The sequence below is a fragment of the Solibacillus sp. FSL H8-0538 genome, from assembly GCF_038003525.1.
In the GTDB taxonomy this organism is placed as follows: Bacteria; Bacillota; Bacilli; order Bacillales_A; family Planococcaceae; genus JBBOPI01.
The window spans coordinates 457,234-476,734 of sequence record NZ_JBBOPI010000001.1 but is presented as its reverse complement, the minus strand read 5'-3'; the positions used below and the strand labels follow the sequence as shown (position 1 = coordinate 476,734).

Here is a 19,501-nt window from a genome sequence, read left to right as displayed (position 1 = left end):
GGTTGTGAGTAACTTTATTAAGTTTACGCTTTTTCTACAAAATCCCCTCTTATATACAGCTTACTTCCGCAAAAATCGTCAAATTTCTTTATTTTCTGAAAACTTATACACAGGCTCATTGTGGAAAAGTGGATAACTCGAATAAATACTGGATTTATCCCCATGTAAAAAGCCATCTCCACCAAACGGAAATGGCTCAACTCAATATGTTAGTGTAACAACACTTGTATAACTGTGATTACAAACGCTGCTACTAATGGCACGACTTTTAAAGATATGTAGCCCGCAGAACTAGTCGAGAGCTGTTCTAGAGGATCCTTGGTAGGGGAAGCCAAATAGTGAATAAAGCGATTCCAGCTCGTTTTTTTCGTTTTTGAGGTGAACGCTGGGACTTCCACTTTATACTGCTCTAGGTGTTGCATCAGAGCCTTATCTTTTTTAATGTCTTCCTTCATCACGGAATTCCTCCTTTAACGCTTCTTTTAAGGCCGCCATTGCGGTATGTAAGCGAGATTTGACTGTGCCTACCGGAATGGATAAAATCTGCGAAATTTCATTCTGCGGCAAGTCGTCATAATAGGCAAGTAAAATCACGGCTCGTTGCTTATCCGGTAATTGAGTAATGGCGCACTGTATTGTTAGTGTATCATCAATGGATAAACGGACTCTTGCAATGGGCGTCAAAAATGGGAAAATAGTTTGCCATTTTTTGCGGCGATTCAATTTATTAATCATGAGCCGATAAGCAATTTGAAACAAGTAGGACTTTACTGTTCCCTTACTTTCATCATAGCGGTCTTTTGTCAGCTGCACACGTTCAAATGTATCTTGTACAATATCAATGCTAAGCTGTTCATCACGCGTGTAGCGGAATAAAAAAGAGAATAAAGGCTTTTGCATTCGCTCATAAAGGCGCTCAAATGCCTCAATATCCCCTGCCTGATAAGCTTTCATATTGTATTCATTAGTCCTGATCAAGCTCATCCCCCCAGTGAGCTTTAATCGACTTTAACGTCATCGAAACACGGGACACGAAATAGACTACAATGACAATGACCCAGGCTTGAGACTGGTTCGTGAAAAACTGGACGTACGGATTTTCAATCGTTTGTCCAGATGACAGTAGCATATTTAAAGCTTGCACACAGACAATTGTATAAATTGCTAACACTAACGTCAGTGTATCAAACACGTTCCAGCGTAGATAAATTGTCGTCTTTTTATAATTTATTTTGCGATTTTCACGTATTATATACTTGCGGTCTAACGGAATCATTATTGCCAAAATAATTAGCATAAACACACCTGAAACAATTAATGAAATCTTCCAACCAATATCCACATGAATCACCTTCCGTATTTTGTATATTTATTAACTATACAAATGAATGAAGCAAAAAGTTCAATTTATTTTTAACTTCTCAGAAAGTGGGGATAAGTTTTTCGCTAGTAGCGAGCGTGTCGAATTAGTTATACACAATTGCCTATGCAAAGTCGGAGTTATACACCGCTCATTGTGAATAATGTGTAAAACTTCTTATTTTTCTGATATTAATACCGATTGCTACGTGGATAGGTGGATAACGTTGTGGATGAACACAAAAAACGTACCTTCCTACTATGAGAAAAATGCGTTTCTTCTATTAGTATGGAATTTCGCGTTTGCGGTCATTCATCCGTTATCCACATATACTCCGAAATGTTTTTTGTTAGCTGGTCTTTTAATTTTTCAACCCGATCCTGTTCACCTATTATTTATCCAAGTTATTTTTACCAAAAAATTTAGAATGACTAAACTCGGCCAAAATAGTGCGCGTTGATGTCCTTCCTTATATGGGTGGAAAAGCTATATTTTCTTATCCACGAAAAAATATTTTTTAAAAATTCGATTAATTAAAGTGAGAATACTTTATTTTTTTGACCTTACAAACCCTTGATATCATTGCATTTCTTATTTTTTTATTTCATTGAATTTATTTAAGTATTTAACTGGACATATTGGGGAAACTGTTATACAATTAGGTTAATAATTAAATTGCTTCACCGTAAACAATGAATTCACATATTAAAAAAGTGAACGTGTTCGCTCGCTTTTCTAATATGTGAATTTTTACATCACTGAAGGAATTGGATTAATTTTATTTTTTGGAGGTTTTCTCACATGGAACAAGGTACAGTAAAATGGTTTAACTCAGAAAAAGGTTTTGGATTTATCGAAGTTGAAGGCGGTAACGACGTGTTCGTACACTTCTCAGCTATCCAAGGCGAAGGTTTCAAATCACTTGACGAAGGTCAAAAAGTTGAATTTGAAGTTGAAGACGGTAACCGTGGACCACAAGCTACTAACGTAACTAAACTTTAATTCTTAGGAATTAAGTTAAAATACTTAGGCGCAAAAGAGGCATCCTTTATGGATGCCTCTTTTTTTGCGTCTTTTTCTCCCCTGATTTACTGGACGCTACACCCCCTCTTGTTTTCTTTAAATTAAGAATCATCCAAATTATTATATCAAAATACTTTTTCCTTGATTTCATCCTTCCCTATTCGATACAATGAGTTGCTATTGTTCTACTGAACTTAACTTACTTCTACAGCATTTGTAGCAAATATTACATTCCCATCCGCCAAAAAGTTGAGCGGTATTTTATTATGTTAAAAGGATGATTACGAAATGGCTTTATATATGGCAGGGTTTTTACTCGGGATGTCGCTTGTATTAGAAATCGGGACAGGCAATCTCGCATTAATTCGAACAGGGATAATAAAGGGCTTTGTTCCAGCACTTTATTACGCGATTGGATCAACAGTTGGTGATATGACGTATGCGATTCTTTCCGTTGTTGGCATTGCCGCGCTACTACAATCAAATCCATTTTTTCAAAACATACTATGGATTGCAGGGACAATCATTTTATTATGGCTAACAGTGCAATCCTTCCGCGATGCATGGAAGCCGAAAGAAATGGATTTAAATAGCGGCGTATTAAAAGATAGATCCAATTTTAAGCAGTTTTTAACTGGCATTGGTCTTGTGCTTTCTTCCCCTACTGGACTTTTATGGTTTGCAACAGTTGGTGGTAGCGTTGTTGCATCAACAGTCGGCGATTCTTCTATGGAAGCTGTAACACCATTTTTACTGGGCTTTTTAACGATTTCTGTCATTTGGGGCTTCACCCTCGCCTACTTAAGTAGTGTCGGCGGAAAATTTTTCGGCGCCAAAACGATGCGTGTCTTCTCGCTGCTATCAGGCTTCCTATTTTTATACTTCACAGGCTACGTGTTTATCGGGGGTTTGTAAAAGACTAAGGTAAGGGATTCTTAAATGATTCTCTTGCTTTTTTATTTGTAGGAAAGCTTGGTTTACTTGGAAGAAAACTAAATTTACTTGCAAACTCTGCTCTTTTACTTGCAACATTTCTTAATTTACTTGCACTTTTTGCAGCTTTACTTGCATCCTTCTTTTTTACTTGCAAGATAGCTCCATTTACTTGCAAACTCTGCTCTTTTACTTGCAACATTTATTAATTTACTTGCACTTTTTGCAGCTTTACTTGCACCCAACTTTTTTACTTGCAAGATAGCTCCATTTACTTGCAAACTCTGCTCTTTTACTTGCAACATTTCTTGGTTTACTTGCACTTTTTGCAGCTTTACTTGCACCCTTCTTATTTACTTGTAAGATAGCTCCATTTACTTGCAAACTCTACTCTTTTACTTGCAACATTTCTTAATTTACTTGCACTTTTTGCAGCTTTACTTGCATCCTTCTTTTTTACTTGCAAGATAGCTCCATTTACTTGCAAACTCTACTCTTTTACTTGCAACATTTCTTGGTTTACTTGCACTTTTAGCAGCTTTACTTGCACCCAACTTTTTTACTTGCAAGATAGCTCCATTTACTTGCAAACTCTGCTCTTTTACTTGCAATATTTCTTGGTTTACTTGCACTTTTAGCAACTTTACTTGCATCCTTCAAATTTAATTGTATAGGTACGCCTGCGCTACTACATATATGACCGCCTCCGATATCGACAAGTTTTTTTACCTTCGTTTTACATTGTTTTAGAAATCCAAAATCCCTCCATCAACGGTGATGAAAAAAAGCATCACCAAATAAATACATCACCTAAAAAGTAAAAATTATATGTTTTGTAAAAAAAATTTTACATATTACTCGGTGCTTTTAAAAATAAAACGCGGAATTCTTCATTTATTAAAAAGGTATTAAGTTGGCATATTTATTGCTTATGGAATTATAGGATTTATTTTAGACTATAGGGGGATTATGATGACTGCAGTAACTTATTATAACGGAAAAATTTTTACAGCCAACAAAAATCAACCTTTTGTGGAGTCCATTACGGTTGACAATGGGGTTATTCAGGCAATTAATGCATCACCAAAGGAATCAACGGAAGCCGTCAATTTAAATGGACAATGTGTCATTCCAGGTATTATTGATGCACATTTACACCCTTTATTTTTAGCAAATGCGGCACTTGGGGTAAAATGTTCTGCACCAGATGTAACAAGTATTGAGGACTTAATTAATGAAGTACGCACAGTCGCTGAAAAAACAACAGATGGCTGGCTCACTGGATGGGGCTACGAGGAAGGTAAACTTGCTGAAGGCCGCACGCCAACTCGGTGGGATTTAGATAAAGCCTGTACAGAGTTACCGGTTGCACTTCGCCGTGCATGTGGCCACATTATGATCGTGAATAGCCGCGCGCTGGAAATTGCTAACGTAACAAAAGATACACCAAACCCACCAGGCGGCATTATTGAACGCGATGAAAACGGTGAAGCAACTGGTGTTATTATAGAAACAGCACGTGATTTCTTTATTGAAAAAATGCCCACGCCGTCAATTGCAGAAGAAGCAGAAAAACTTGTACAACTCGGTGATTTACTATTTTCTAAAGGGATTACGACCGTTTCAGAAATGCTGGCATTGAATGAACCAATGAATTATTTTGACTTATATAAAGAGGCGGAAAAACGCGGCTATCGTCACCGTACAGGTCTTTACGTTGAATGGCAGCAAATGCTGGATGCGACAACAGACTCACTACAAACAGATAGCAGCGAGCAAATCTATATTGCTGGGTTGAAAATATTTATGGACGGTAGCGTATCAGGTCAATCAGCAGCTGTTAGTGAAAGCTATTTCAACACGAGTAATAAAGGTGTTATCGTGCAAACGAATGAGGAGCTTGTTCAAGCGCTACAAAAAGCACAAGAATTACACATTCAGCTTTCGGTTCATGCAATGGGTGATATCGCACTTGATATGGTACTCGAGGAAGCTGCAAAATTAACACCTTGGCTAGAAAATGGACCTTCTGTACGTTTGGAGCATGCAACTTTTATGTCTAAAGAACAAATGCAACGCGCTAAAGAGCTTAATATTGCCGTCGTAACTCAGCCAATTTTTATGTTCGCTGAAATTGAAAGCTATATTCTTAACTTAGGGCAAGCGCCTACAGAAGAAACGTATTTATTCGATGACATGCTTGCTTCCGGTATGACTACAGTCTTTTCTTCGGATGCACCTGCTACAGCTTGGGCTGATCCAGTTGACCCATTCATTTCGATTCAATCTGCAGTAACACGGACTGCTTACGAAGGAACATCAACAGGAAAACAACATGCGGTAAGCGTGGAAGAATCATTATATTGCTACACGAAATATGCACAAATCCCTACATTAATTAAAGGTATCGGTTCACTTGAAATCGGGCATGCAGCTGACTTTGTCGTGCTCAGTGATGACATTTTTGCCGTTGCACCAGAAAAGCTTGGCGAACTATCAGTACAGCAAACGTATTACAAAGGCGAGCTTGTTTTTGAGAAAGAAACAGCTATAGCACAATAATTGATAACTATTTACTCACAAAGGGGCGAATTTAAATGAGTTATACTGAAAGACTTTCAGCAATTATTGAAGAAAAACGTGATGCTATTATTGAGGTAAGTGACGGTGTTTGGGATCATCCTGAACTTGGCTTTAGAGAAGAAAAATCTGCAGAAATTCTTTGCGCTGCACTAGAAAAAGAAGGCTTTCACGTTGAACGTACTGTTGGAGGCATGAATACGGCGTTTATCGGAAGCTATGGTAGCGGCACTCCGATTGTTGCAATTTTAGGAGAGTTTGATGCGTTATCTGGCCTAAGCCAAGTACCTGGTAGTACAGAGAAAAAAGCGATTCCTGGAGATGAAAACGGTCATGGTTGCGGGCATAATTTACTTGGCTCTGGTGCACTTGCGGCTGCGGTTGCTCTTCGTTACTATATGGAAGAAAATAATATCGCTGGGACGATTCGTTATTACGGCTGCCCTGCTGAAGAAGCTGGCGCAGGTAAAACGCATCTTGTACGCGATGGTTATTTTGACGATGTAGATTTAGCTCTTACATGGCATCCAAGCTCACATAATAAAATATGGACAGAAGGCTCTCTTGCATGCTTAGGTGGCTCTTACCGCTTCGAAGGAACGAGCGCACACGCAGCAGCTAGTCCTCATCTTGGGCGCAGTGCTCTTGATGCAGTTGAATTAATGAATGTTGGCGTCAACTATTTACGCGAGCATGTCATCCAAGAAGCGCGTATTCACTATGCGATTACAAATGCAGGCGGCTTCTCACCAAACGTTGTACAACCCGAAGCTGAAGTATTTTACTATATTCGTGCACCGCGTGTGAAACAAGCACGTGAAATTATGGAACGCGTTAATAATGTCGCTCGAGGGGCCGCTTTAATGACAGGTACAACAGCCATTATACCTCGTGTAAGTGGATTATCTGACCTTGTACCAAATACAACATTACAAAAATTAATGTTCGAGCAATTCGAAGCACTAGGCGTTCCTACTTTTGATGATAAGGAGCAAGATTTCGCGGAGAAGTTACAGGCTACACTAACTGAGCAAGAATTGCAGTCAGATATTAATGGCATTAAAGCGTTACAAGGAAAAGCCATTTCAGACATTCTTGAGCCATTTGAAGAAACGAACGCTATTATGTTTGGTTCCACAGATGTTGGCGATGTTAGCTGGAAAGTTCCTACTGCACAGTGCAACACAGCTACTTGGGTAGTTGGAACACCTGCACATACGTGGCAAGCCGTGTCAGTTGGGCGTACGTCTCAAGCGCATAAAGCAACACTGCACGCTGGAAAAGTGATTGCGGCAACAGCCATTGCGGCACTACTGAACCCAGAAGTTATTGAGCAAGCGAAACAAGAATTAGCTGACCGTACTGATAGCGATCCATACATGTCACCACTTGATCCTGGTTATAATTTTTACGACCTTTATCAAAAACCAAAAGTTGAACTATAAAAAAATGCATTGCACCCTTTCGTTTAAGGATGCAATGCATTTTTTTGAATCTGCCACAATCGCAAACAAATACATGGTTCACTCAACTATTTAACTCGTGTTGAAGCAGAAAGATTATGTAGAGTAGCAGCATGACTTGATTTTGAATGATTGCAGTATTCAGTTATAAAATAATTCATTTACGTAAAACCCCTTTTGTGTTAACCTATTTTTAAAATAGGTTAACACAATGTTGGTTAACTTAAAAAAACACGTAAATGAGGGAGTCCATTGAGACATTTTTGGGTAGTTGGTACTGACACAGATGTTGGAAAAACATTTATCACAACATTAATCATGCGTCATCTGCAAATGCAAGGACATAAAGTGATACCATACAAACCTGTACAAACTGGTGTAGTCGAAAATAAAGGTCACTATTATTACCATGACACAACAAGCTATTTAGAATATAGTTTACAGCCTTTATCTAAAGAGGCACTGAATACATACTCCTTCCCCATAGCGGCATCACCGCATTATGCCGCTGAACTTGAAGGAGAAACAATTAATGAAGATACGCTTTTAATAGCCATTGAACAGTTAAAACGAGACTATGACACGATTATTTGTGAGGGAGCTGGGGGGTTGTATGTACCACTTCATTCGGATACTACTGTGACATTAATTGATGTTATCCAGAAATCCGCACTACCTGTCATACTCGTAGCGAATACGAAGCTTGGTACAATCAACCATACTTTATTATCGATCAAGGCACTGCAGGCGCGTAATATCGATTTAATAGGTGTTGTTTTCAACCAATTTGAACAACGTACAATAGAAAAAAATAATATCGACACAATAAATAGATTTATCAATGTGCCATCCGTGGTCATTGAGGCGAATCGTACAATTGAAAGCTTCGATCATGAATCGATTTTTGAAAGGCTGATGACCTATGACATATAAAGAACTACAAGCCCTCGATACTAAACATATATGGCATCCTTGCTCACAAATGAAAGATTATGAATCCTTTCCACCGATCGTGATAGAACGTGGTAAGGGGGTGTGGTTGTATGACAAACAAGGTAAACGCTATTTAGATGCGGTTTCATCGTGGTGGGTCAATTTATTTGGCCATACGAATCCACGTATTAGCAAGGCTTTAGCTGAGCAAGCGCAAAAATTGGAACACGTAATTTTTGCAAACTTTACCCATATGCCTGCGATTCATGTGGCAGAAAAACTCGTTGCGTTGACACCAAAAGGTTTGGAAAAAGTGTTTTTTGCCGATAACGGATCCGCCGCAATTGAAGTGGCCCTAAAAATGAGCTTTCAGTACCGTGCCCAAACGAATCAGCCGAAGAAAAAACGTTTTTTAGCGTTTACAAATGCCTATCATGGCGAAACACTCGGTGCCTTGTCTGTTGGAGGGGTTGATTTATACAACGAAGTATATGCTCCTCTGTTATTAAATGTCGTACATACACAGGGACCTGATTGCTTCCGCTGTCCTTTTAGCGAGTCACCTACGACCTGTAATGCACCTTGTACACAGTACGTAGAAGAACAATTGAAACAACATGCCGACACAATTTCTGCAGCTATTATTGAGCCGTTAATTCAAGCAGCAGCAGGTATGAAAATGTATCCTGCAGTATTTCTGGAAAAATTAAGAGTATTATGTGATCAATACGATGTGCATCTCATTGCAGATGAGGTGGCAGTTGGCTTTGGTCGTACTGGATCATTATTTGCCTGCGAGCAAGCTGATATTACACCGGATTTTTTATGTTTATCGAAAGGGATTACAGGCGGATACTTGCCGCTCTCTGCAGTACTGACAACGAATGAAGTGTATAACGCCTTTTATGACGACTACGGAACGATGAAGGCTTTCTTACATTCACATAGTTATACAGGTAACCCACTCGCCCTACGTGTAGCACAGGAAGTATTGACAATTTTTGAAGAAGAAGAAGTAATGACTAAGTTAGTACCCAAACAACAATTATTAAAAAAATTAGCACAGGAAGCATTCAGTCAGTTACCTTATGTAGGTGAATATCGCCAAACCGGCTTTGTTGGTGCAATAGAATTAGTTGCGAATAAAAACACGAAGGCCCCATTCCCAAGTGAAGAGCGCATCGGTTATCAAATTTATCAGCGTGCACTAGAAAAAGGGCTCCTAATCCGTCCGCTTGGTAATATTATCTATTTCATGCCACCATATGTCATTTCGGAAGATGAAATCGAATGGATGATTGAAACGACGAAGGAAGTTATCGACCAATTTTTTAAAGAAAGATGGGAATAATTTGAAAAACTCACGTACCTTATCTCTTACACTAGTTGCAATTTTTGCCGCATTGTCCGCAATTGGAGCCTTTATAAAAATCCCGTTACCCATTGTCCCCTTTACACTGCAAATTATTGTTGTGTTTTTAGCAGGTTCCTTATTAGGAAGTAAGCGAGGTTTACTTAGTCAATTGGTTTATGTCCTAGTGGGTTTGGCAGGACTACCTGTCTTTACACAAGGCGGAGGTTTTATGTATATATTACAGCCGACGTTTGGTTATTTAATAGGCTTCGTTGCAGGTGCCTATACGATCGGCTTCATCATTGAAAGCGTCGAACAACCTACACGTAAACATTTTATTATCGCAAATTTAATTGGAACTGCCGTCATTTATACAATTGGCGTTAGTTACCTTTACGTTGCATTAAATCTTTGGCTAGACATACCAACTAATCTATCACACGTACTTGCAGCAGGATTGTTTAGTACGGTAGGCATAGACATTGCGCTTGCTATTTTTACAAGTTTATTAGCTACACGTATATACCCATTATTGAAAACAATCCAAACAAAAAGAGGCTCACAAACCGAACCGGCAAACGATTATAGACAAGGTTATTAATGGTTTAATTTTATTTTTCACGTCTTTTTGCCTGTGTCATCGTCGCTGCTTTTAACACATCAAGTCGATCATCAATAGACGTGATAAATTAAGAAAAACGTTAATCTATGCATAAATGATGCAATAGATTAACGTTTTCATATGATTATTTTTCCTTTTTATTAAAAACTATTCTGTTAAATCCCACTCGTGGATGTTGTAGAACATACCGAAATCTGTTGGTTTTGCATTAACTACTTTATTTGACACAACACCTGGTGAAGTTAGTGCATATAAATGGATGATTGGTAGATCTTGCTGAAGGATGCTAGATACTTCACTATAGATATCTTGACGTTTCGCTACGTCCGCCTCTGCTTTTCCTTGTGCAAATAGCTCATCTACTTTCGGATTGCTATAGCCAGAGAAGTTATAAGGTGCGCCTGTTGCATAGTACGCACTTAAGTCTGGATCTAATGTGAATGGTAAGCCTAACATTAATAGATCGAATTCTTTTGCTGCACCTTTTTGAACAACAGTTGGTAAATCGTATTTATTAATTTCAACTTGTACTCCGATTGCTTTTAAGTTTTCTGCAATTACTGTTGCAGCTTGCTCACGTGCCTTATTCCCTGTTGGTACGGCAAAGTTTAATACTTTTCCGAAATCCCAGCCTGCTTCTTCTAATAACGCTTTTGCTGCTTCAGGGTCATAAGAATACACTTTTTCTTTATTAGAATATGGATGTCCTGTTGGGTATGGACCATCTGAAGGTTCTGCTAACCCTTGTTGTACTTGCTCAATAATTAGGTCACGATTCATTGCCTGAACAAGTGCTTGTCGTGCTTTTTCATTTGATACTGTGTCTAAGTTTACATAAACAACTTGGCTATAAAGTGCATGTCCATTTAATAAAGTAACGTTTGACATGTTTTTTACGCGCTCTAAATCATCTGTTGCAATTGGACCAACACCTGGGTGGTTAATATGCACTTCGCCCGTTTGTAATTGTGCTACTAAGTTTGTTGATGGTAATACTTTGAAGAAGATTTTTTCAAGCTTTGGTGTGCCGCGGTAGTATTCTTTATTCGCCGCGAATTCTACATATTGATCTGCTTCAAGCTTTACAAATGTAAAGGCACCGTTTGTTACGTTTGGATTGCGCATAAATTCACTTTGGTGTAGGTTCACTGGATCTTCGTCTTTTAACACATGCTCAGGTAAGAAACGAATATCTACGCCTAATTTTTCTTTCAAGTAATTTATGTCAGTCGCTACTTTTGTTGTTACTGTAAATGTGTGCTCATCGACTACTTTGACACCTGCAATTTCTGTTGCACCAGCAGCTAATGTACCGTTCGCTTCAAGCCCTTCAATAACAGAAAGAGGCTGTAAACCAAGGCTTGTTACTTCTGGATTTGCCATCGTTTTTAGTGTGAATAACACGTCTTCTGTTGTAAACGGTTCGCCGTCTGTCCATTTCGCATCTTTATTTAAGTTTACTGTGAAATTGATGTTATCCTCTGTTTCCATGCTATCTGCTAATTTCGGTAAAAACTCGAAATTTTCATTAAGATCGAATAAGCTTTCAAAAAGAATTGATGATAAAATTTGAGTATTTAGTTCACGCGCATTAATTGGATTTAGCTGTGTAGGTGGTGTCATAATCCCTACGTACATAATTTTGTCGCCACTAGCTGTTGTTTTCGTAGTTGTTTCTTTTTCTTTTGAAGAGTCCGGCGTGCTATTGCTACAAGCTGCCAGTGCGAGCAAAGCAAAAATACTCATACAAGCTAGTAAAAATCGTAAACTCTTTTTCATCCGTTTTCCCCCTGATTAATTCATATTCTTTGGATCCATTGCATCACGCAGGCCATCGCCGACAAAATTGATCGACAATACTGCAATGACAATCATCAAGCCAGGTGGGATCCATAACCATGGCATTTCTGTTAGAACCGTTAGTGACTGAGCATCCGTCAGCATATTGCCCCAGCTTGCAGTTGGTGGACGTACACCGAGCCCTAAAAAGCTAAGTGCGGCTTCCATTAAAATTGTACTCGCTACACCGAAAGTCGCGTAAACAAGCACCGGTGCAATCGCATTAGGTAGAATGTGCAAAAATAAAATACGTGGTGTGCTATAACCAAGCGCCACTGCCGCCTTTACAAAATCCATTTCCTTCAGCGATAACACACTTCCTCGAACAAGCCTTGCAACTGCCGGCCATCCTAATAATCCTAATATCAAAATTAAGTTTGTTAAGCTAGGCCCAACAATACTTACGATGACTAAAATTAACATCAATGCAGGAAATGCCATAAATACATCGGTAATGCGCATAAATACCATGTCAATCCAACCACCAAAATAAGCTGACACTGCGCCAACAATCGTACCGATAATAACGAAAATACTTACTGCTCCAATGCCAACAACGAGTGAAACACGTGATGCGTAAATTAAGCGACTTAGTACATCACGCCCAATTTGATCAGTCCCGAGTAAATGGTCCGCTGACGGTGCACCGCCAAAAACACTATTCATTGCATACGGATCATATGGTGCAATAAACGGTGCAAATATTGCCATAAGTGTAAGTGCAATAAAAGAAATGAGCCCAAAAACGGCCATTTTATGCTTAAAGAAGCGCTTCATTACCATGCCGAAATAGCCTTGTTCCTTTTTTGAAAGCGTGGTAGCAGGTTGCTGCGAATTTGGTGCATTTTGCTGGAGCTCTACATTTGTTGTAGCCATAGTGTGTCCTCCTATTTAGTCATACTTGATGCGTGGATCCGCAACCGAGTAAACTATATCTGTAATTAAGTTTGCGCTAAGCACCATTATTGCGGCCATAAAGTTAATAGCCATTAATGTTGGATAGTCACGCGACATGATAGATTGAATCGTTAATTGTCCCATACCTGGCCATTGGAAAATTTGCTCTGTAATAACCGCACCGCCAAGTAATGCTGGCACTTCAATTCCGATAATTGTAATGATTGGAATAAGCGCATTTCGGAAGGCATGTTTATTCGTGACAACATATTCCTTTAGTCCTTTTGCACGTGCCGTACGTAAATAATCTTGACCAAATACCTCAAGCATACTTGCACGAACGTAACGAATATTCGTTCCTGCGACATAAATGCTCAGTACCATAACTGGTAATACTAAGTGTTTAATGCGGTCGAGTAAGTCCCCTTCTTTTCCGAGCGTGAACATTCCACCACTTGGCAACCAGTTTAGTGTCAGTCCAAAAATGTAAATTAGTCCAAGCCCTAAAAAGAAGCCTGGAATGGAAATACCGAAAAACGATACACCCATTGTTGTGTAGTCTAAAAAGCTGTATTGTTTCTTTGCGCTTAAAATCCCAAGTGGAATCGCAATTGTAAGCCCAACAATTAGCGCTAAGCCCATTAATAAAAACGTTGGGCCGATACGTGCTAAAAGAACATCCACTACAGGATCATTCGTTGTATATGAAAAGCCTAAATTTCCTTGTAGCAAATTTCCCATCCAGTGCAAATATTGTTGCCACATCGGGTCATTTAAACCAAGCTGCTCTTTTCGTAGCTCAATCATATCCGCTGATGTATTTGGATCAATGAACATTTCAACTGGATTACCAGGGGCTAAATTAATAATGATGAAATTAAAAATTGTTACACCGATAATAACTGGTATTGCAATTAATAACCGACGAATAATGTACGAAACCATTGAATCCCCCTCTTTCTTACTGGTCTAATGCGAAGCAAGCAACTTCATGTCCTTCGTCATCTGATTTAAGTAATGGCTCCTGCTCGCGGCAAATCGCCGTTGCAATTGGACAGCGCGTATGGAAGCGACAGCCACTTGGCGGATTCGCTGGACTTGGCACATCGCCTTCAATCACGATTCGTTCCTGCCCGCGTTTATGTGGATTGGGAATCGGATATGCGCTCAGTAATGCCTGTGTGTACGGATGCTTCGGATTGCTAAATATTTCCTCGGTTGTCGCAATTTCAACGATTTTCCCTAAGTACATCACGGCAATACGATCACATGTATATTTCACTGCACCGAGTCCGTGGGCAATAAATAAGTATGTTAAATTTAATTCTTTTTGTAAGTCCTTTAATAAATTTAGCACTTGCGCCTGAATCGATACGTCGAGTGCGGATACTGGTTCGTCACAAATAATAAGCTGCGGGTTTAAACAAAGCGCCCTTGCAATCCCAATACGCTGACGTTGCCCACCAGAAAATTCATGTGGGTAGCGTGTTTTATAATGCTTCGGTAAGCCCACTATTTCCATAAGTGCGTCAATTTTTGTGGGAATTTCTTGTTTATCCACAATTTTATGAACCTGTAGTGCCTCTCCTAAAATATCATTCACACGCTTACGCGGATTTAGTGACGAGAACGGATCCTGAAAAATGATTTGCAAATCTTTACGAAATGGCTTCATTTCTCTTTTGGATAGTTGTGCTAAATCCTGTCCTTGAAAGAAAATTTGCCCCTCTGTTAATGTTTCAAGTCCTAATATGGTTTTACCAATTGTCGATTTACCACAGCCTGATTCTCCAACAAGCCCTAGCGTCTCCCCTGGATAAATCGCAAAGCTTACCCCATCCACTGCCTTTACTTGACCAACTACTTTAGACAAAACACCTTTTTTGATCGGGTAATATGTTTTTAGATGCTCAACTTTTAATAATGGCTCTTTTGTTTGTTGTGCGCCCATTTATTATTCCTCCCCCGATTCATATAAGAAGCAGCGTACTGCATGCTGTGTAGTTATTTGCGTTAATGACGGTTGTTGCTCTATACACTTGTCTGTCGCAAAAGAACAGCGAGACTGAAAACGACAACCTTGTGGCATTTGGTCGAGTGACGGAACCGTTCCTGGAATCGAAACAAGTCGTTCATTTCCATCAAATTCAATATGCGGGATTGATGCCATCAGCCCTTTCGTATACGGATGCTTCGGATTGTCGAATAACTCAAACACTTCCGCTTCCTCTACAACTTGCCCTGCGTACATAACAATGACGCGGTCTGCCATTTCAGCAATCACGCCTAAATCATGCGTAATAAGCATAATTGACGTGTCCGATTCTTCACGTAAGCCCTGCATCAGCTTTAATATTTGAGCCTGAATGGTTACATCTAGTGCCGTGGTTGGCTCATCTGCAATAAGTAATTTCGGCTTACAAGAGAGTGCCATGGCGATCATGACACGCTGCCTCATTCCCCCTGATAATCCGTGTGGGTATTCATCAATAATGACTTCAGCACGCGGTATACGTACCTTCTCTAACATCTCAATCGCATATTGACGTGCTGCTTTTTTATCCAGTTTCATGTGGAGACGAATACTCTCCATCATTTGGTCACCAATCGTCAATACCGGATTTAGTGATGTCATCGGCTCCTGGAAAATCATCGAAATTTCGTTACCACGTAGCTCACGAATTCGTTTGTCCGATACATGTGCTATATCTTCACCAGCAAATAGTACTTCTCCCTGGCGAATACGACCATTTTTTCCAAGCAGTCGCATAATCGATAACGATGTAACACTCTTGCCGCACCCTGATTCCCCTACGATTCCAAGAGTTTCTCCACGCTTTAATGAAAAGCTTACATTATCAACAGAAACGAGCTCTTTTTTCTCTTTTTCAAAAACAATTTGCAAATCCTTCACTTCTAAAAGATTATTCACCCTAACCACCCCCAGCTGACGCTTTAATAAACTGAAAATTCAATAAAAGTATATTCTCTATTAAACACGAAGTTTTTTTACATAAATAGATACATATCTTCACAATTGGTATCTTCGCTTAACAACTTTTAGATATTTTTGCAAAAAGGTATCTTTTTTTAATATAAAGAGTGGAAAAATATCTAAAAAAGAGTAAGATTTAATTCACAATATATTTAAAAGAATTAAACAATTAGAAAAATAGGGGTGTTTTTCGATGTATAAATTGCTCATTGCAGATGATGAATATGAAATCCGTAACGGGCTTAGCAGTTATTTTCCGTGGGAGTCAATTGGTTTTGAGGTTGTGGGGCAAGCTGCCGATGGTGTTGAAATACTCACCTTTATCGAGCAGCAGCCAGTGGATGTGCTACTTACTGATATTCGTATGCCTGTCATGACGGGTATTCAGGTGGCGCAACACTTATTTGAGCATCAAGCAAATATTAAAGTCGTTTTTTTAAGTGGCTTTCAAGATTTCCATTATGCTCAGCAGGCGATTGCATACGGGGTCAATAATTACATTACAAAGCCAACAAAATATAGTGAGTTATCCGATGTATTTTGCAAAATTAAACAATTACTCGACGCCAATCAAAAACCTTACTTGCTTCCACAGCTCGAATCGTCAAACGATAAAATTATCGACACGATCAAAAAGTATGTACAAAGTCATTATCAAAATGCCTCACTGGAAGGCGCAGCAAAGCTTGTCCATATGAACCCTTACTACATTAGCAAGTACTTCAAGGAAAAGACGGGAACAAATTTCTCCGATTACGTCGTGCAAGTGAAAATGAAGAAAGCCGCAGAACTTCTCGATGATGTACAGTATAAAATTTATGAAATTAGCGAAATGGTTGGCTACAGTAACTCCAAAAATTTTACGCGGACGTTTCGTAAAACGTTTGGCAAATCACCAAGAGAATACCGCCAAGAGGAGTGAAGAAAGTTTGTGAATAATAATTATTATCGAGATTACTTCTTTAAAAATTTCCTAACGCTCCTCATTCCGATGCTAATTCCGCTTATTGTCATGGGTGCTTTGTCAATTGTAATTATCCAGCAATATGTAAAGGAGAGCATTAACGATGAAAGCACGAATCTTCTGAAGCAAACGCGTGAACATCTGGAACTTATTTTAAACGAGCTCGATTCATTAAATTTATATATTATTGCGAGTGCGTCTGAGTTTGAAAATTTGCAGAAGGTGATGAATAAATCTATCTTGAATACGGAGGATCATAAGGAACTAGCAGCCCTGAAAAATTTCATTGATTCACCGAATATTGCGAGACCATACATTGATTCCATTTATATCTATGTAGCAAATCAAAATGGTAAATTTATTTCCTCTACAGCGGGTGGTCTAACAGAGCTTGAGGAATTTGACGATACGTACTGGTTTAATAGCTTTCAGCGTCATGCCGCAAGCGATGAATTGACATGGGCTGAAGCGCGCACCATTTCAAAACAAATTTTTAACGAGCCTTCTGATAAGGTTGATTTAATTACGATGTTCCGAAAAATCCCACATATGGATGGCGTCATCGTGTTAAATATTAAAACAGAATATATTGAAGAACAGCTGAACACCTTATCAAAAACAGCTGGACTCGGATTATTTATCGTTGATGAAGAAAATAAAGTTTTATTCAATGAGGAGCGTTTTTCACTAAAGAAATCGGATATTGCGGATATTATGAAAAAGCAAGAAGATGTCTTTTCTAAGGTCATTAACCGAGATTCATTTATTGTGTCGAAAATCACTTCTGAGAAATATAACTGGACGTACTTTTCAGTTAGCCCGAAATCATCAATCTACGAAGTGCCGATTCGTTTAATTAAAATCGCGCTCGTATTACTCGTAGCTTGCATAGGGGGGAGCGTTTTATTAGCGCTCTATTTGACGAATATTACATCTCGGAACGTCAAAACCATCGTCGCAATTTTTGAAGCAGCGGAAGCCGATAAACCACTCCCTCCACTGCCTCGCCAAGTACGTGATATTTATAGCTATATCGTACATAGTATTTTAATTAATTACAGAGAAACGAACATATTAAAGGTGCATGTAGCGGAGAAAAAATATAAGGAGCAGGCGATGGAATATATGGCACTTCATTCACAGCTTAATCCGCATTTTTTATTTAATACGCTCGAAACAATTAATTGGAAAGCTATTGCGCTAACGGGTAGCCCCAATGAATTAAATGCAATGATTGAAAATCTCGCCGTCATTTTACGTTATTCTTTAGATGAAGAAACTAGGTTAGTGCCGATTTCAGAGGAGATTAAATATACGATGCACTATATTGAAATACAAAAGATCCGGTATCATAATGAGTTTACGTTGCAATGGGAGCTTGATGATACCATCCGTCATTATCAGGTGAAGAAGCTCATTTTACAGCCGCTCATTGAAAATGCCTTACAGCACGGACTTACTTCTGAACGACCATTTAAAATGAAGATTAAATTAATAAATTTACCAAAATCAATTGAAATACGGGTTATTGATAATGGACACGGTATGTCAAAGTCTCGTCTGGCAGAAGTTCGGGCTCGACTCGAAACGAACAATGACCATTTAAAGCATATCGGTCTTCTAAACACACATCGCCGTCTAAAAGTCGCATACGGCCAGCAATACGGGCTCATTGTGCAAAGTAAGGAAGGATGGGGTACGGTTATTATACTGACTATCCCGAAATAGGAAGAGCTGCCCAACAGTACTTGGGCAGCTTTTTTTCCATCATTCTTTTTTTATAAATGACTGCGGCAACCGTCCACACAAACATCATCGCTATAGGCAAAATAATACGCCCTAGACTTACTCTGCCAGTAACAATAACTGTTCACTCGGAAGCTATTCTGCCACCTTAACTGAGGGATAAGTTTCGGATAAAGCGAGCGCTAACGGGCCAGATGAGAATACTACCATCACAGGTAAAACTGCGATCGAAGCTTCCTCCTTGCCGAACGTCATTTTTAAATTGTGCACATCAATTACCGCTGTCATGTCCCAACCTCCTTTAGGTGATTGGTTACTCTTAATGTAGGAGATTGGCGTATTGAAAAGAGTAGTTTCATGGTGAATAGTAGGAAATACGTGTTATTTCTGTGTAATTTGCGCTGAGTGTTCCGCGGTATTCCCCAGGAAATAACATGAAACTATTTATATTCCTACAATCCCCCTTTAAATCAGCTAGCTTATTTGAAATAGCAGAGATCGATTATTTTTCTCGGACCTTGGAGTACTTAACTATAATGATTTCCCGTACCTTTTTTAAGTTCACAATATACGAACGGTGACAGCGGAAAAATCCAAGTGGAGTCAGTTTTTTTCAAGTTCTTTTAATGTAAGGTTGCACGGATTGGCCTTGGCTGCGACATAAACGAATACTTTTCCTTCAACGCTTTCAAAATTAAAAAAGGGCTGTGTCAAAAGTGAATTTACCACTTTTGGCTCAGCCCATACTATTCACTAAAGCTCTTACTGGAAGACGAGCCGATAATTTCAATT

At 39.1% G+C, this 19,501-nt stretch carries 21 protein-coding genes and 1 pseudogene; 9 read left to right on the top strand and 13 right to left on the bottom strand.

Annotation, left to right across the window (positions count from 1 at the left end):
* Positions 1–209: 209 nt before the first annotated feature.
* From MHH87_RS02230 to MHH87_RS02220, 3 genes are read right to left on the bottom strand one after another with little or no spacing between them, the layout of a single operon-like run.
* Complete coding sequence (locus MHH87_RS02230) at positions 210–455, bottom strand: hypothetical protein (RefSeq protein WP_340747704.1); 246 nt, start codon at positions 453–455, stop codon at positions 210–212.
* The gene (locus MHH87_RS02225; protein ID WP_340747703.1) at positions 439–984 is read right to left on the bottom strand and encodes an RNA polymerase sigma factor; all 546 of its coding nucleotides are present in this window, start codon (positions 982–984) and stop codon (positions 439–441) included. Before MHH87_RS02225 ends, MHH87_RS02230 begins: the two co-directional genes overlap by 17 nt.
* Positions 965–1,342: a group-specific protein gene (locus tag MHH87_RS02220; protein WP_340747702.1), complete on the bottom strand. Its 378-nt coding sequence runs from the start codon at positions 1,340–1,342 to the stop codon at positions 965–967. Before MHH87_RS02220 ends, MHH87_RS02225 begins: the two co-directional genes overlap by 20 nt.
* A gap of 819 nt (positions 1,343–2,161) precedes the next feature.
* On the opposite strand from MHH87_RS02220, the gene MHH87_RS02215 reads away from it, so the two are divergent.
* Positions 2,162–2,362 (top strand): cold-shock protein, encoded by a 201-nt coding sequence (locus tag MHH87_RS02215; RefSeq protein ID WP_340747701.1) that lies wholly within the window; start codon positions 2,162–2,164, stop codon positions 2,360–2,362.
* A 309-nt stretch (positions 2,363–2,671) separates the two neighbouring features.
* Positions 2,672–3,298: a LysE family translocator gene (locus tag MHH87_RS02210; RefSeq protein WP_340747700.1), complete on the top strand. Its 627-nt coding sequence runs from the start codon at positions 2,672–2,674 to the stop codon at positions 3,296–3,298.
* 4 nt (positions 3,299–3,302) lie between these two features.
* Here MHH87_RS02210 and MHH87_RS02205 read toward each other — a convergent pair whose 3' ends face one another.
* Genes MHH87_RS02205 through MHH87_RS02195 form a run of 3 tightly spaced genes read right to left on the bottom strand, consistent with a single transcriptional unit; the run spans position 3,303 to position 3,957 of the window.
* Positions 3,303–3,518 (bottom strand): hypothetical protein, encoded by a 216-nt coding sequence (locus tag MHH87_RS02205; protein WP_340747699.1) that lies wholly within the window; start codon positions 3,516–3,518, stop codon positions 3,303–3,305.
* A gap of 29 nt (positions 3,519–3,547) precedes the next feature.
* On the bottom strand, positions 3,548–3,700 hold the full coding sequence (locus MHH87_RS02200; RefSeq protein WP_340747698.1) for a hypothetical protein: 153 nt from the start codon (positions 3,698–3,700) through the stop codon (positions 3,548–3,550).
* Between the two features lie 53 nt (positions 3,701–3,753).
* Entirely contained in the window at positions 3,754–3,957 is a 204-nt protein-coding gene (locus tag MHH87_RS02195) for a hypothetical protein (RefSeq protein WP_340747697.1), read from the bottom strand.
* 331 nt (positions 3,958–4,288) lie between these two features.
* Here MHH87_RS02195 and MHH87_RS02190 point away from each other — a divergent pair, with 331 nt between their 5' ends.
* The 5 genes from MHH87_RS02190 to MHH87_RS02170 all read left to right on the top strand — a co-directional run bounded on the left by MHH87_RS02190 (position 4,289) and on the right by MHH87_RS02170 (position 10,247).
* Positions 4,289–5,878 (top strand): amidohydrolase, encoded by a 1,590-nt coding sequence (locus MHH87_RS02190; RefSeq protein WP_340747696.1) that lies wholly within the window; start codon positions 4,289–4,291, stop codon positions 5,876–5,878.
* A 35-nt stretch (positions 5,879–5,913) separates the two neighbouring features.
* Positions 5,914–7,341 (top strand): M20 family metallopeptidase, encoded by a 1,428-nt coding sequence (locus tag MHH87_RS02185; protein ID WP_340747695.1) that lies wholly within the window; start codon positions 5,914–5,916, stop codon positions 7,339–7,341.
* 270 nt (positions 7,342–7,611) lie between these two features.
* Positions 7,612–8,292, top strand: coding sequence for a dethiobiotin synthase (gene bioD / locus MHH87_RS02180; RefSeq protein ID WP_340747694.1), 681 nt, complete (start codon positions 7,612–7,614; stop codon positions 8,290–8,292).
* The gene (gene bioA / locus MHH87_RS02175) at positions 8,282–9,643 is read left to right on the top strand and encodes an adenosylmethionine--8-amino-7-oxononanoate transaminase (protein ID WP_340747693.1); all 1,362 of its coding nucleotides are present in this window, start codon (positions 8,282–8,284) and stop codon (positions 9,641–9,643) included. Before bioD ends, bioA begins: the two co-directional genes overlap by 11 nt.
* Position 9,644: 1 nt before the next feature.
* Positions 9,645–10,247 carry a biotin transporter BioY gene (locus tag MHH87_RS02170; RefSeq protein WP_340747692.1) on the top strand — a complete coding sequence of 201 codons (603 nt, stop codon included), beginning with the start codon at positions 9,645–9,647 and terminating at the stop codon, positions 10,245–10,247.
* A gap of 168 nt (positions 10,248–10,415) precedes the next feature.
* Here the strand turns inward: MHH87_RS02170 and MHH87_RS02165 are convergent, their stop codons facing one another.
* The 5 genes from MHH87_RS02165 to MHH87_RS02145 are packed head-to-tail and all read right to left on the bottom strand — an operon-like array spanning position 10,416 to position 15,936.
* A complete protein-coding gene (locus tag MHH87_RS02165; protein ID WP_340747691.1) occupies positions 10,416–12,047 on the bottom strand; it encodes an ABC transporter substrate-binding protein in 1,632 nt (543 codons plus the stop codon).
* 15 nt (positions 12,048–12,062) lie between these two features.
* The gene (opp4C, locus tag MHH87_RS02160) at positions 12,063–12,983 is read right to left on the bottom strand and encodes an oligopeptide ABC transporter permease (RefSeq protein ID WP_340747690.1); all 921 of its coding nucleotides are present in this window, start codon (positions 12,981–12,983) and stop codon (positions 12,063–12,065) included.
* Between the two features lie 15 nt (positions 12,984–12,998).
* The gene (locus tag MHH87_RS02155; protein ID WP_340747689.1) at positions 12,999–13,949 is read right to left on the bottom strand and encodes an ABC transporter permease; all 951 of its coding nucleotides are present in this window, start codon (positions 13,947–13,949) and stop codon (positions 12,999–13,001) included.
* Between the two features lie 16 nt (positions 13,950–13,965).
* Complete coding sequence (locus tag MHH87_RS02150) at positions 13,966–14,955, bottom strand: ABC transporter ATP-binding protein (RefSeq protein WP_340747688.1); 990 nt, start codon at positions 14,953–14,955, stop codon at positions 13,966–13,968.
* Between the two features lie 3 nt (positions 14,956–14,958).
* Positions 14,959–15,936: an ABC transporter ATP-binding protein gene (locus tag MHH87_RS02145; protein ID WP_340747687.1), complete on the bottom strand. Its 978-nt coding sequence runs from the start codon at positions 15,934–15,936 to the stop codon at positions 14,959–14,961.
* Positions 15,937–16,192: 256 nt separating this feature from the next.
* Between MHH87_RS02145 and MHH87_RS02140 the strand changes: the two genes are divergently transcribed.
* The gene (locus tag MHH87_RS02140) at positions 16,193–16,921 is read left to right on the top strand and encodes a response regulator transcription factor (RefSeq protein ID WP_340747686.1); all 729 of its coding nucleotides are present in this window, start codon (positions 16,193–16,195) and stop codon (positions 16,919–16,921) included.
* A gap of 9 nt (positions 16,922–16,930) precedes the next feature.
* Positions 16,931–18,691: a sensor histidine kinase gene (locus tag MHH87_RS02135; RefSeq protein ID WP_340747685.1), complete on the top strand. Its 1,761-nt coding sequence runs from the start codon at positions 16,931–16,933 to the stop codon at positions 18,689–18,691.
* Positions 18,692–18,844: 153 nt separating this feature from the next.
* Here the strand turns inward: MHH87_RS02135 and MHH87_RS02130 are convergent, their stop codons facing one another.
* The gene (locus MHH87_RS02130) at positions 18,845–18,997 is read right to left on the bottom strand and encodes a hypothetical protein (RefSeq protein ID WP_340747684.1); all 153 of its coding nucleotides are present in this window, start codon (positions 18,995–18,997) and stop codon (positions 18,845–18,847) included.
* A gap of 247 nt (positions 18,998–19,244) precedes the next feature.
* A pseudogene (locus MHH87_RS02125) lies at positions 19,245–19,351 on the bottom strand (LytTR family DNA-binding domain-containing protein); the annotation flags it as partial.
* Positions 19,352–19,501: the final 150 nt, after the last annotated feature.

Excerpts from the sequence above, each read along its gene's own strand:
- MHH87_RS02230 (WP_340747704.1), bottom strand. The coding sequence starts at position 455 with ATGAAGGAAGACATTAAAAAAGATAAGGCTCTGATGCAACACCTAGAG.
- MHH87_RS02225 (WP_340747703.1), bottom strand. The coding sequence starts at position 984 with ATGAGCTTGATCAGGACTAATGAATACAATATGAAAGCTTATCAGGCA.
- MHH87_RS02215 (WP_340747701.1), top strand. The coding sequence starts at position 2,162 with ATGGAACAAGGTACAGTAAAATGGTTTAACTCAGAAAAAGGTTTTGGA.
- MHH87_RS02210 (WP_340747700.1), top strand. The coding sequence starts at position 2,672 with ATGGCTTTATATATGGCAGGGTTTTTACTCGGGATGTCGCTTGTATTA.
- MHH87_RS02205 (WP_340747699.1), bottom strand. The coding sequence starts at position 3,518 with ATGTTGCAAGTAAAAGAGCAGAGTTTGCAAGTAAATGGAGCTATCTTG.
- MHH87_RS02190 (WP_340747696.1), top strand. The coding sequence starts at position 4,289 with ATGACTGCAGTAACTTATTATAACGGAAAAATTTTTACAGCCAACAAA.
- MHH87_RS02185 (WP_340747695.1), top strand. The coding sequence starts at position 5,914 with ATGAGTTATACTGAAAGACTTTCAGCAATTATTGAAGAAAAACGTGAT.
- bioA (WP_340747693.1), top strand. The coding sequence starts at position 8,282 with ATGACATATAAAGAACTACAAGCCCTCGATACTAAACATATATGGCAT.
- MHH87_RS02165 (WP_340747691.1), bottom strand. The coding sequence starts at position 12,047 with ATGAAAAAGAGTTTACGATTTTTACTAGCTTGTATGAGTATTTTTGCT.
- opp4C (WP_340747690.1), bottom strand. The coding sequence starts at position 12,983 with ATGGCTACAACAAATGTAGAGCTCCAGCAAAATGCACCAAATTCGCAG.
- MHH87_RS02155 (WP_340747689.1), bottom strand. The coding sequence starts at position 13,949 with ATGGTTTCGTACATTATTCGTCGGTTATTAATTGCAATACCAGTTATT.
- MHH87_RS02150 (WP_340747688.1), bottom strand. The coding sequence starts at position 14,955 with ATGGGCGCACAACAAACAAAAGAGCCATTATTAAAAGTTGAGCATCTA.
- MHH87_RS02140 (WP_340747686.1), top strand. The coding sequence starts at position 16,193 with ATGTATAAATTGCTCATTGCAGATGATGAATATGAAATCCGTAACGGG.
- MHH87_RS02130 (WP_340747684.1), bottom strand. The coding sequence starts at position 18,997 with ATGACAGCGGTAATTGATGTGCACAATTTAAAAATGACGTTCGGCAAG.